The organism is Psychromonas algarum (assembly GCF_004376845.1).
GTDB lineage: Bacteria > Pseudomonadota > Gammaproteobacteria > Enterobacterales > Psychromonadaceae > Psychromonas.
In genome coordinates this window covers 21160-34367 of record NZ_SNUW01000014.1, presented here as the reverse complement: position 1 = coordinate 34367, position 13208 = coordinate 21160, and the positions used below count along the sequence as shown (strand labels likewise).

Below are 13208 nucleotides of genomic sequence, written 5' to 3'. Positions count from 1 at the left end.
GCTGATTTAGGAGTTACAAATGGCAAAAGAATATAGCCGTGCTTCTCGAGTTTCTCAGCAAGTACAAAAAGAACTTGCTCGAATCTTACAACAAGAAGTTAAAGATCCTCGCATTGGAATGGTAACGATTTCTGGTGTTGATATTACTCGTGACCTTGCTTATGCAACGGTATACGTGACGTTTTTTACTGTTGGTGAACAAACTAATGATGAATCATTAAAAGGTTTGAATGCAGCTTCAGGTTACATTCGTCGTCTTTTAGGCAAGGCAATGAAATTACGCATTGTGCCTGAAGTACGTTTTTGTTTTGATGAAACACTGACTGAAGGTTTACGTATTTCAGAACTTGTTAGTGGTGCAGTGAAAAATGATAAAGTTAAAATTAAAGAATCTGGTCGTGAAGAAGACGAACTAGAGGTTAATGAAGAAGAGGAAGCGAAGTAATGGCAAAACGTGGAAAGGGTCGCCCGATTAATGGCATCGTATTATTAGATAAACCTACGGACATCAGTTCCAACCATGCATTACAACGTGTTAAACGTATTTTCTTTGCTCAAAAAGCAGGGCATACCGGCGCATTAGATCCATTAGCAACGGGTATGCTACCTGTTTGTTTAGGTGAAGCGACTAAGTTTTCTCAGTTTCTATTAGATTCTGATAAACGTTACACCGTGACGGCAACTTTAGGTATTCGAACTGATACGAGTGACTCACAAGGTGATGTTGTTTGTGAGAAACCTGTAGCAGTAACACAAGCACAACTTGATGCGGCTGTTGATACTTTTCGTGGTGATATTGAACAAGTTCCTTCAATGTATTCGGCATTAAAATTTGAAGGCAAACCTTTGTATAAATATGCGCGTGAAGGTATTACCATTGATCGCCCTGCACGTCCAATTACGGTTTATGAAATCAATCAATTACGCTTTGAAGGTAATGAAGTTGATCTTGATATTCATGTGAGTAAAGGGACTTATATTCGTACTATTGTTGACGATCTAGGTGAGTTATTAGGCTGTGGTGCACATGTTTCAATGTTACGCCGTACACAAGTAGCTGATTATCCTTATGAACGAATGGTCACTATCGATGAACTTGAAGCATTAATTGAACAAGCAAAAAGGGAAGATATCAGCCCTTATGATTTACTTGATCCATTATTATTAGATATGGATACTGCAGTTAAAAATTATCCGGAAGTGAATATTTCAGATGAAATGGGCGCTTATGTGCTACACGGACAACCTGTACAAGTTTTTGGTGCTCCTGATGATACTATCGTTCGTATCACTGTTGGTGACGAGCATACTTTTATTGGTGTTGGTCAAATGAATGATGATGGTTTAATTGCGCCTAAACGTTTAGCTAATTTAGACTTATAAGTACAGTTAAGATTAATATGACAAAAATAGATTTTTCTCAAATAAATAAAATAGCGGCTAAGTCATTTAATCAACAGCGTAATGTGATTAAGCGCCTTGCAAAAGGGCAGACAGTGCTTTGCGAACAGTGTCAGCAACCGCTTACTTTAACTGTGCTCAGTGAAGGTGAAAGTGGTGTTCAGTGCAATAAAGGCTGCACTCAAATCAATTTAGAACTCGACATATAAGATGTTAAAAAGGTAGGTTTTATGAGCTCAGAATTATATTTTATTTACGACTCTCATTGTCCATGGAGTTATGCAGCAACACCGCTTGTTGTTGCTCTGGATGAAGCTTTCCCTGAAATGGAAGTGCATGTGTGGCATTGTGCAAATTATGATGGTAGTAATAGTGTTGGTTTTAATACTATTAAAGCTGTTGAAAAAGAAAGCGATGTACCTTTTTCTCAAGAATATGTGCGTTTTGCCGACAGTCCCAAAAATAGCATTATTTGTGCAAATTTATTAACTTGGATTGCAACTAAGCAGTCGGATAAATTATTACCTGTATTACAAGCGTTACAGCATGCGCATTTTGTTGAAGGTAATTCATTAGGTAAAAAAATAGATTTTAATGAACTTGCAGAAGATCTTAAATTATCTATTCCTAATAAAGTTTTTAAAGAAGAGCTTAGTAAAGATGCCATGTTTACACTCTCTGATATCAATGACTTACAAGGTTTTATGGGAACTGTTTCAATCCCTGCATTATTGCTAGTACATAATGATAATGCTGTTTTATTAAATCATGCTCAATATATAGGTGATCCACAAAGTATTGTAGCGGATGTTCAAAAACAGCTAGAAGATTAAGTGCTTTAATCCATTGTGTTTCTATTATTAAGCGAAATGAGCAAACTGTTTATTTCGCTTTTTTTATTTTAAGTTAATGATTTATGTTTCAACTCCGTCCTTATCAACAAGATGCTGTTAATGCGACTCTGCATTATTTTCGGCGTAATACTTCTCCTGCAGTGCTTGCATTATCAACAGGTGCTGGAAAAAGTCTAATCATTGCAGAGCTTGCTAGGATTGCAAAAGGTCGTGTGTTAGTACTCGCTCACGTAAAGGAACTTGTTGAGCAAAACCATGCTAAATATGAAAGTTATGGCGTGGAAGCGTCTATTTTTTCAGCGGGATTAGGTCGTAAAGAAACTAGCGAACAAGTGGTATTCGCTTCAGTTCAGTCGATCGTCAATAATCTCGATTTATTTAAAAATGCTTTTTCATTATTAGTGATCGATGAATGCCATCGTGTCCCTATGCAAGAAGATTCAAGTTATCAAAAAGTGATTAAACACTTACAGTCAATCAACGAGAATTTAAAGGTTTTAGGCTTAACAGCGACACCTTATAGATTAGGATTAGGTTGGATATATCAATACCATACTCGTGGTCAGGTGCGTAGTGAGGAACCGCGTTTCTTTAAAGATTGTATTTTTGATTTACCAATCCGTTTTTTATTAGATGAGCAATTTTTAACTGAGCCTAAAGTGATGGATATGGCGGTATTAAGTTATGATTTCTCACAAATTAGCCCTGCTAATACGGGGAGTTATCGCGAAGCTGATTTAAATAAAGTGATTGAAAAATCAGGGCGTGCAACACCTGAAATTATTAAGTCAGTTATTGCACATGCAAAAGGTCGCCAAGGAGTGATGATTTTTGCTTCTACCGTAAAACATGCTCAAGAAATCTTAGGTTATTTAAGTGATCAAAGTGCTGCATTAATTGTTGGTGATACGGCTGGTAAAGATAGAGACCAAATAATTCAAGACTTTAAAAACAAAAAAATTAAATTCTTAGTCAATGTTTCTGTATTAACGACTGGGTTTGATGCGCCTCATGTTGATCTAATCGCTATTTTACGGCCGACTGAATCTATTAGTTTATATCAACAAATAGTTGGACGAGGGTTACGTTTATCTGAAGGTAAAAAAGATTGTCTAGTCATGGAGTTTGCAGGTAATTGTTATGATTTATATCAGCCAGAAGTTGGGCAAGAAAAACCTGAAAGTGGCAGTGAAATCGTCACCATTCCTTGTCCTGCTTGTCAGTTTAATAATAATTTTTGGGGAAAGCTAGATCCTGCTGGTTTTGTTATTGAACATTATGGACGTAAGTGCCAAGGCTATTCATTAAAAATTACCGAAGATGATGATGGTAAACAGCTTGAAGAACGTGTGCATTGTGACTATCGCTTTAGGGCTAAATTTTGCGACCAGTGTGGAATGGATAATGATATCGCAGCACGTGTTTGCGGACATTGTGAAGCAGTGCTCGTAGATCCTGATAAAAAACTACGTGAAGCGTTAAAATTAAAAGATGCATTGATTATTCGATGTGAAGACATGCAACTTGAATCGAGTAAAAACAAGCACGGGAAAAACCAGTTAAAAGTCACTTATTATGGTGGCCAAGGGCAGATAAGTGAGTTCTGGCAACTAACCACGGCAAAACAAAAAGCTCAGTTTTTACAACGTTTTATTCAACCTCATTTAATTGATCGTTTTCGTCCTTTCACCGATGCCACTGTGACTAAAGTTATTAATAATGAACATCGTTTACAGCCACCTGAAATTATTATCGCAAATAAAGTAGGGCGTTTTTGGCAAATTCGAGATAAATTATTTAATATTGAGCAATTTCCTAAAGCAGTAGATGTGCTCACACAACTTGAATCCGAATAGCAGTTAACAACTTTAAAGTGAGTATCATAGAAAAAGGATATGGAAGTCAGTTTTTATTTTTAGCTTAAAACGCCCACCTCATTTAACTTATTAGGAACAATAACAATGATTAAATTACTCTATATTGCCGCTACCATTATTTTATTGATAATTATCGTTTTCTTTGTATTAGGCGTCATCTCTAAAAATGGCCAAGCTCCTGGTTTAAAAGATGGGCAATTACAAGCCTGCGCGAGTACTGAAAATTGTGTGATTAGTGAAACAGTTGATGGGATTAAAAATACAATTGAACCTTTTACTTTTGAAGGGGATATCAATACATCCATTATTAAATTAAAAACAGCAATAGAATCAATGAAGGGTGAAATCGTTATTGTTGAAGAAGGTTACATTGCGAGTACATTCACCTCGGGTATTTTTGGTTTTGTAGATGATTTAGAAGTACGTGTGACAGAGGATAAGAAAGTACATTTCCGCTCTTCATCACGAGTAGGGAAAAGTGATTTAGGTGCGAATAAAAAACGTGTAGATGAGCTGAAGCGTTTACTAAAAGAATAACAATATTGGTTGTCTATTGATAATGTTTAACCTTAATAAAAACCTTGTTTATATCAACAGTAAAACGCATCAGAAAAGTACGATTAAATGAAACAGAATATAGAAACATTATTAACGTTAGTTGCAGAGGCAAATGACGGATTTACACAAACTCATTTGAATCTTTCAACTGTGGTTGGTTTATTAGAAAAAAACTTACAAGGCTCTAATGCAGTCACAGTTGATAACCTTCAAAAAGAAAAACGCTTAATGTTTATTATTCTTAATGCTCATCCCGATATGGTTGGCATTGGAGTAGGTAAAACAGGAACAGATGATTTTGATTTTATTGCTCAATATCCATTGTTAGCGCTCTCGGCTAAGTTAATATTAACGTTAATGACGGAACACCTTTTAAATTAAAATATTTTTATAATATTGATCAGGATATGAGTACTATATGTTTAATAATTATCAGGCTCAATGCGAACAGTTTATTCGTATTAATATGAAAACGGATTTAGCACATGATTTATTACATGTTAAACGAGTTGTCTGTTTAGCAAAGAAAATAGCGGATATAGAGCATGCTGAATTAAATGTGGTTTTACCGGCTGCTTGGTTACATGATTGTGTTAGTTATCCTAAAAACGATCCCTCACGTGCTCAGAGCTCATTACACGCTGCAGATAAAGCGGTTTTATTCTTACAAAGTATCAATTACCCAGAGAAGTATTTAAGTGCAATTCATCATGCTATTGTGGCACATAGTGTGAGTGGTGGTTTAACAGCCATGACAATTGAAGCTCAAGTAGTACAGGATGCCGACAGATTAGATGCATTAGGTGCAATCGGGGTATCCCGATGTATTCAAGTGAGTAGTCAATTAAAGCGCATGTTATATTCGGAAGACGATCCTTTTGCTAAAAATAGAGCATTGGATGATCAGCAATTTACGTTAGATCACTTCTATCAAAAGTTATTAAAATTAGCTGATGCTATGAATACCTCTTATGGAAAGAAGCTTGCTTCGAAACGAACTGAATTCATGAAAGCTTATATCCAACAGCTAGCTTCTGAAATAGAGTGTGAATATTAAGAGGAATAATTTATGAACGATTTAGAAAAGCAATTAGCTTTTATTCTAGAAATTGACAAATTAAAAGCAGTATATCGTCAAACGACGGTAAAAGAAGACAAAAACCGTTCTGAAAATAGTGCTGAGCATAGTTGGCATATCGCTTTAACGGCACAATTATTACAGGAGTATGCTGAATACTCTATCGATATTAACCGTGTCGTTAAAATGTTATTGATCCACGATATTATAGAGATTGATGCTGGAGATTTGTTTGCTTTTGCTGAAACCAAAGATCACGATCTACAAGCCTTAAAAGAAGAAAAAGCGGCACAACGTTTATTTGGTTTGTTACCGAAACAGCAATATAACGAATATAAAACATTATGGTTTGAGTTTGAAGCTGCTGAGACTCATGATGCACAATTTGCAAAATCGATGGATCGAATTTTACCCTTAGTGCAAAACATGAATAATCAAGGTGGAAGTTGGGTTAAGCATAAAGTTAAACAATCACAAGTGTTAGCACGTAATAGCTACTTGCAATTTATTGCTCCTAAATTATGGGAATATGTAATTTCACAGACAGACCTTGCTGTATCGAATGGTTGGTTAATTAAAGATTAATTATTGATAGATTTAATCCCTGAATAACCTCTATTCGGGATAAGACTTGTATAAAGAAGCTCTGCCCTTAGGGAAATGCAATTTGATGATAGGATTAAGATGAACAATAAAATAAATCTAGCGATACCACGTGCGACTATTAAACCTCATATACATGAAATTCATGATCATCAACGTCAAGATAATTATTTTTGGTTACGAGATGATAATCGAGAAGATAAAAATGTCTTAGATTATTTAGAACAAGAAAATAAGTACACGGAGCAAATCATGGCTCCTTTATCTACACTCCAACAAAATTTATATGATGAAATGGTTGCAAGGCAGGAGCCAGAATTAACGTCTGTACCTTATTTTAAAAAAGGTTTTTGGTACCTATCTCGTTATGAAGAAGGTCAAGACTATTGTATTTATTCTCGTCATCAATCATCAATGGAATCTGAGGCTGATATTTTTTTCGACTGTAATGAGCGTGCATTAGGCTTGGCTTATTATCAACTTGGAGCGCTAAGTTTATCGCCTGATTCTATGTTGTTGGCTTTTACTGAAGATACCGTGAGTCGCCGACAATACACATTGCGTTTTAAAGATTTAAACTCAGGAATACTTTTTGATGAAAGTATTGAAGATGTCACCGATGTGGTATGGGCAAGTGATAATAAAACCATATTTTACGTAAAACAGCACCCTCAAACATTATTATCCTATCAGGTCTATCGCCATGTATTAGGTGACTCGCCGGTTAATGATCTATTAGTTTATGAAGAGCAAGATGATACTTTTCATCTGAATCTATATAAAACACGTGATGAAAACTATTTAATTATTTGTGCCGATAGTACAACAACTTCTGAATGTTTAGTCCTAGATGCCAATAAGCCTGAAGAAGAGTTTCATTGTTTTCTGCCTAGACAACGAGATCATGAATATAGTATTGATCATTTTCAAGAGCAGTTTTTTATTCGCAGTAACTATACGGGTAAAAACTTTGCTTTACATACACTTAAAGCTTCAATTCTAGAAAGTAAGTTAATTCAACCTAATGAATGGAAAACCTTAGTGCCAGCAAGGAATGATGTATTGCTTGAAGGTTATGAGTTAATGAATAACTGGTTAGTTGTTGAAGAAAGAGAGTTAGGTTTACCTGTATTACGTCAAATTAATTTTAAAACAGGAGAGTCTAAAAAATTAAGCTTCCATGATCCTGTTTATACGGTATTCAGTCATTACAATCCGCAGGCTGATAGTGATAAATTTCGATATCAATATACCTCATTCACAACACCTTCAACGGTTTATGAGTTAGATCTTGAAAGTGGTGAAACAACGCTTTTAAAACAAAGCATGGTTATGGGGCAGTTTAGTCGTGAAGACTATAAAAGTGAGCGTGTTTGGGTGAAAGCGCGCGATGGAGTGGAAGTTCCTGTTTCATTAGTTTATAAACGTGCGTTATTTAATCAAAATAACCCTCTATTGATTTATGCCTATGGATCATATGGTCATAGTTTAGATATTGCTTTTAGTAGCGCTAATTTAAGTTTGTTGGATCGTGGTTTCGTTTATGCTGTTGCGCATATTCGAGGTGGAGAAGAGCTTGGACGAGATTGGTATGAACAAGGTAAGTTATTAAATAAAAAGAATACTTTTAATGATTTTGTCGATGTATCAAAAGCTTTAGTCAACAAAGGTTATGGCGTAAAAGAGAAAGTTTTTGCAATGGGGGGAAGTGCTGGGGGGTTATTAATGGGAGCTATTATTAATCAAGCTCCTGAATTATACCGAGGTGTTGTTGCTGCTGTTCCTTTTGTTGATGTTGTCTCAACTATGTTAGATGAATCAATCCCGTTAACGACGGGAGAGTACGATGAATGGGGAAATCCTAATGAGCGTGAGTATTATCATTATATGCTTAGTTATAGCCCCTACGATCAGGTATCAGAAAAATCGTATCCTAATATGTTAGTAACAACCGGGCTACATGACTCTCAAGTACAATATTGGGAACCCGCTAAATGGGTTGCTAAACTTCGAGAATTAAAAACAGATGATAACTTATTACTGTTATATACAGATATGGAAGCAGGCCATGGCGGTAAATCTGGAAGGTTTAAACATTTCGAAGATATCGCTAGAGAGTTTGCATTTTTGATTGATTTAGCAAAATAGTTTGAAGATTAAGTAGTTGCTGGATTCGTGTTGATGACAGCAACTACTTGTAAAAATGAAGTTTTATGTTTCTATCTGCTTACGGAAAAACTGAATCATTTCATCTCGCGTTTTTGAATGCTGTAAATGAAAAATATCCATAGGGAAAAGTAGTTCAATAACTCCCGTATCAAAGATACGTTTTACTTCATATTCATTATGTGCAACATCTTGTTGGTATTTATAATTTAACCATGATTGATTGGTATGAATGATAAACTCAACACGCATTCCACCCAATCTTGCAAAGAATTTCATCATAGGGGTTTTATCACTAGATCCAACGGCCTTACCCCGATAGTGTGTACGTTCACTTAATGTATCTGATATATCTTCAAGTACCATTAATGAATCAGCTTTAGAAGCACTACGAGTTAAATGTTGTTGAAAGGCTTTAACGTCACTTACCGAGTCCAGTACGGCCATTAACCCTAGTTCGTCATCTACAGCTACTGCTGGATTTTTTTGGTTCTTTCTTAATAGTTTTAATACTTTTGCTTCTGGTGGTTTTTTTCTGATTGAAACATAAATAGGTGTTTTTTTGTCACCGACAGTAAAACTACGGCGTTTAATAAGCGTTAATTTTTGTCCTTGTGCTGGTTGTATTAACTTCGCTTGTGATGGTGTTAATACGTTTACATCTGTGCATTTATAATCTTCTTTTTGATGTTTTGAGTGTAAGTAAACAGGCGTTAATTCGCCTATTTTTAAATTTGGACTCCATACATAACCATTTAAAAATGATAAGAATGTTGAAAATTTACTTTCAATACCAGTTTCTCTCTCTCGTTGGTCGATACTTGCCGCCAAGGTCATTAAAATTAATTTACGACGAGCTTCAAAACGCGCTTTTTTATAATAATTATCATTGAACATAATTAATAATAATTCGATCGGATTATTGGTTACTTCGATTTCATTGGTGGCTTCAATATGTGATACGTAAGGAGATAAAATTTTACCAATCAATGAGTGAATAACGGCGTCTGCTGTACGAGAGTACTCATCTACGCGACTTTTTATTTCATTAAGGTTGCCATCAATACCAAACATATTACCAAGTAAACGTAATGCTCGTTCAGTTCGCTGTTCTTGTAAGGTTTTATCTGCAATCAAACTTTGGATCTGTTCAAAATTATCGACTTCCAAAAATTCAAATATTTGGCTGCGCAATGCTCGATATTTAGTAATGTTATTAGGATCTTTTTGTAAGGTTTTTATCCATTCACGTGTTTGAGTAGAAAATCGTCCTGCATTTAAGGAATTATTAGAAACAGAGAAAGGGCCTGCCTGTTGTAGAGAAGTGAATACACTATTTGGAGAAAGGACTGACATAAAACCACCTAGAAAATATAATAATATCAATTGTATAAAATAGTTTTGGCTATTTTTTACTTAAAAATAAGTTATGTATTTACTGAATTTCTATAGAAGAAGATAATTATTTAAAAGCAAATTTTGCTTTGAGTTTCTGTTCTTTTAGATGTTTTTTAAAATAAATGACTCAATGCAATAATGAGAACTATAGAGAAACGCTATCTAGTAAGGAAATATACACTAATATTGCTTGGTAAAATCAATTAAAAGTGATTTTTTATTTTCTATTATCGATAAGGATTTTGATGAGGAAGAAAAGTCTATAAACAATATTGAATTTGATTAAAGTGAAAACAGTGGTAAAAATAAAATCCGAAAGTAATAGGATCACTTTCGGATTTTTTAATTTATTTTACAAATGATTATTGTGCAGATTCTTCACGAGGAGTACGTTCATTTGCTTCTCTAACTTTTAATGAACGCTCTTGGAACTCTTGTTCATTTAAAGCTTCAATTGCATTTGCTGCATCACTTTCAGGCATTTCAACAAAACCAAAGCCACGACGTTTACCTGTGTGCTTATCTTTCATTAATCGTACTGAAATAACTTTACCGTGCTCTGAAAATAATGAGCGAATAGCCATTTCGTTTGCGCGGTAAGGTAAATTACCAACGTAAAGAGTTGTTGTTGCAAAGTCACCTTCAGCAGAGCTTGATGAAGCTGTTTTCTGACCTGAGTTTGCAACTTGAATTGCTAAACCACTTAAAATTGCACCTGCAGCAAATAAAACTGCGCCACTTAGCTCGAGTGGTAATACGCTAACTACAATGATACCGACAACGGCAACTGCAACAGAAAGCAACACTGGAGTGTTTGATTTCATAATTTAATAACCTCAAAAATAATAAAAGAAAAAGAATTGGAAACGTAAGTGTAGATTCAAATTAATAGTATTCAAAAGATACTTGATTGAAACGACAGCATAATGCTTTGAGAATGGTGGCGAAGTCCTTGCCATGATTAATCCATTAAAAGCGTTTGCTATTGTATGCCAAAAAACAAAATTAACCTCCACAGATTAGCTGATCCGCATTAATCTTATTCAAGAAAAGTCAAAAATGTGAAGTAACCCTCGCTGTTAGTGGCTAAGTTTTAAACGTAAGCTGCTGTTTTTATCTACTAAATGCTTTTTTGGAAGTAAGCCGTGATTTTATTCTGACTTCGATTCAAATAATAAAAAAGAGCTAACTGAGTGAAGTGTCAAAGCATTCGCTTATCAAACGTATAAAGATGGAGATTAAAATAGAAATTCGCTAGAATGCACGGCAATTAAGATGCGTCAAGTAGGCGTGTTAAAACTAGACATTTAAAATAAGCATTTAAGTTGCTTAAAGCTGACATTAAAACAGTTTTGAGTTAGCAGCGATAAAGTGATCCTCAGTCGTGATGGACCGATAATCGCAATGCAACATGTAGTCACTTAAAAGGTATTTATAGTATTCATGAAAAATATTCGTAACTTTTCAATTATTGCCCATATCGACCATGGCAAATCAACATTGTCAGATCGTTTAATCAGCACTTGTGGTGGTTTGACTGAACGAGAAATGGCGGCACAAGTAACCGATTCTATGGATATTGAACGTGAGCGTGGCATTACCATTAAAGCGCAAAGTGTCACCCTAGATTATAAAGCTCAAGATGGTGAAACTTACCAATTGAACTTCATTGATACACCAGGACACGTGGATTTTTCATATGAAGTATCACGTTCTTTAGCTGCTTGTGAAGGTGCATTATTAGTGGTTGATGCTGGTCAGGGAGTTGAAGCACAAACATTAGCAAACTGTTACACCGCATTAGAAATGGACTTAGAAGTTGTTCCTATTTTAAATAAGATTGATTTACCTGCTGCTGAACCTGATCGTGTTGCAGAAGAAATTGAAGATATTGTTGGGATAGATGCAACGGAAGCCGTTCGTTGTTCTGCAAAAACAGGTTTAGGTATTGATTTAGTTTTAGAAGAAATCGTGCGTATGATCCCACCACCAGAGGGGGACCTTGATGGACCTTTACAGGCATTAATTATTGATTCATGGTTCGATAATTACCAAGGTGTTGTTTCATTAGTTCGTATTAAACATGGCCAAATTAAAGTTGGCGATAGAATGAAAGTGATGACAACGGGTCAAGTTCATTTAGTTACTAAAGTGGGTTATTTCACACCAAAACAAAAAGAAACAGGTGTCTTAAAAGCTGGTGAAGTAGGGTATGTTATTTCTGGTATTAAAGATATTTTAGGTGCGCCAGTAGGGGATACATTAACGTTAGCTGATAATCCTTCTCCTGAAGCGTTACCGGGTTTTAAACGTGTTCAACCACAAGTTTATGCTGGATTATTTCCTGTTAGTTCGGATGATTATGAAAACTTCCGTGATGCATTGGGTAAATTAAGTATTAACGATGCTTCTTTATTGTATGAACCAGAGAACTCTTCGGCACTTGGTTTTGGTTTCCGTTGTGGCTTCTTAGGTTTATTACACATGGAGATCATTCAAGAACGTTTAGAACGCGAATACGATATTGACTTGATCACCACAGCGCCAACTGTAATTTATGAAGTTGAGCAAAACAATGGTGAAGTGGAGTACGTTGATAGTCCTGCTAAATTACCACCAATTAATAATATTAAAGAGATCCGAGAGCCAATTGCTGAATGTAATATTTTAGTACCACAAGATTATTTAGGTAATGTAATTACTTTATGTATTGGTAAACGTGGCGTGCAAACTAAAATGGCTTATCACGGTAAGCAAGTTGCATTAACTTATGAAATTCCAATGGGTGAAGTTGTACTCGATTTCTTTGACCGTTTGAAGTCAACCAGTCGCGGTTATGCGTCACTTGAATATAATTTCATTCGTTTCCAGTTAGCGGATATGGTACGCGTTGATGTAATGATCAATGGTGATCGTGTTGATGCTTTAGCGCTAATCACTCACCGTGATAATTCAGAAGCTTACGGCCGTGAATTAGTGGAAAAAATGAAAGAACTTATTCCCCGCCAAATGTTTAATATTGCTATACAAGCAGCAATAGGCAGTAAGATTATTGCTCGTTCAACGGTTAAGCAATTAACTAAAAACGTATTAGCAAAATGTTACGGCGGTGATATTAGCCGTAAGAAAAAACTGTTGAAAAAACAGAAAGAAGGTAAAAAGCGTATGAAGTCTGTAGGTAATGTAGATGTACCACAAGAAGCGTTCTTAGCCGTTCTTCATATTGGTAAAGATAAGTAGTTATTGACTATTAGGCAGTAGAGTTTTACTAAT

The 13208-nt window shown here is 35.3% G+C and carries 13 protein-coding genes; 11 read left to right on the top strand and 2 right to left on the bottom strand.

Annotation, left to right across the window (positions count from 1 at the left end; all coding sequences use genetic code 11):
• Positions 1-19 precede the first annotated feature (19 nt).
• From rbfA to E2R68_RS12315, 10 genes are all read left to right on the top strand, one after another.
• The gene (gene rbfA / locus E2R68_RS12360) at positions 20-445 is read left to right on the top strand and encodes a 30S ribosome-binding factor RbfA (RefSeq protein ID WP_134277995.1); all 426 of its coding nucleotides are present in this window, start codon (positions 20-22) and stop codon (positions 443-445) included.
• Complete coding sequence (gene truB, locus E2R68_RS12355) at positions 445-1383, top strand: tRNA pseudouridine(55) synthase TruB (protein ID WP_134277994.1); 939 nt, start codon at positions 445-447, stop codon at positions 1381-1383. Before rbfA ends, truB begins: the two co-directional genes overlap by 1 nt.
• Before the next feature lie 17 nt (positions 1384-1400).
• Complete coding sequence (locus tag E2R68_RS12350; protein ID WP_134277993.1) at positions 1401-1610, top strand: hypothetical protein; 210 nt, start codon at positions 1401-1403, stop codon at positions 1608-1610.
• A gap of 21 nt (positions 1611-1631) precedes the next feature.
• Positions 1632-2234 carry a protein-disulfide isomerase gene (locus E2R68_RS12345; RefSeq protein ID WP_134277992.1) on the top strand — a complete coding sequence of 201 codons (603 nt, stop codon included), beginning with the start codon at positions 1632-1634 and terminating at the stop codon, positions 2232-2234.
• A gap of 83 nt (positions 2235-2317) precedes the next feature.
• Positions 2318-4111, top strand: coding sequence for a DNA repair helicase RadD (radD, locus tag E2R68_RS12340; protein ID WP_134277991.1), 1794 nt, complete (start codon positions 2318-2320; stop codon positions 4109-4111).
• Between the two features lie 105 nt (positions 4112-4216).
• The gene (locus E2R68_RS12335; RefSeq protein ID WP_134277990.1) at positions 4217-4669 is read left to right on the top strand and encodes a DUF1499 domain-containing protein; all 453 of its coding nucleotides are present in this window, start codon (positions 4217-4219) and stop codon (positions 4667-4669) included.
• Positions 4670-4756: 87 nt separating this feature from the next.
• On the top strand, positions 4757-5071 hold the full coding sequence (locus E2R68_RS12330; RefSeq protein WP_134277989.1) for a hypothetical protein: 315 nt from the start codon (positions 4757-4759) through the stop codon (positions 5069-5071).
• A 37-nt stretch (positions 5072-5108) separates the two neighbouring features.
• Positions 5109-5747, top strand: a complete 639-nt coding sequence (locus E2R68_RS12325; RefSeq protein WP_134277988.1) for an HD domain-containing protein — start codon at positions 5109-5111, stop codon at positions 5745-5747.
• A gap of 12 nt (positions 5748-5759) precedes the next feature.
• Entirely contained in the window at positions 5760-6353 is a 594-nt protein-coding gene (locus E2R68_RS12320; protein ID WP_134277987.1) for an HD domain-containing protein, read from the top strand.
• A 99-nt stretch (positions 6354-6452) separates the two neighbouring features.
• Positions 6453-8519 (top strand): S9 family peptidase, encoded by a 2067-nt coding sequence (locus E2R68_RS12315; RefSeq protein WP_134277986.1) that lies wholly within the window; start codon positions 6453-6455, stop codon positions 8517-8519.
• A 63-nt stretch (positions 8520-8582) separates the two neighbouring features.
• Here the strand turns inward: E2R68_RS12315 and E2R68_RS12310 are convergent, their stop codons facing one another.
• Together E2R68_RS12310 and E2R68_RS12305 are read right to left on the bottom strand one after the other, a co-directional pair.
• Positions 8583-9893, bottom strand: a complete 1311-nt coding sequence (locus tag E2R68_RS12310; protein WP_134277985.1) for a hypothetical protein — start codon at positions 9891-9893, stop codon at positions 8583-8585.
• A gap of 404 nt (positions 9894-10297) precedes the next feature.
• Positions 10298-10759, bottom strand: a complete 462-nt coding sequence (locus E2R68_RS12305) for an RNA recognition motif domain-containing protein (protein WP_134277984.1) — start codon at positions 10757-10759, stop codon at positions 10298-10300.
• Positions 10760-11378: 619 nt separating this feature from the next.
• Between E2R68_RS12305 and lepA the strand changes: the two genes are divergently transcribed.
• The gene (gene lepA, locus E2R68_RS12300) at positions 11379-13175 is read left to right on the top strand and encodes a translation elongation factor 4 (RefSeq protein WP_134277983.1); all 1797 of its coding nucleotides are present in this window, start codon (positions 11379-11381) and stop codon (positions 13173-13175) included.
• The last annotated feature ends 33 nt before the right edge of the window (positions 13176-13208 follow it).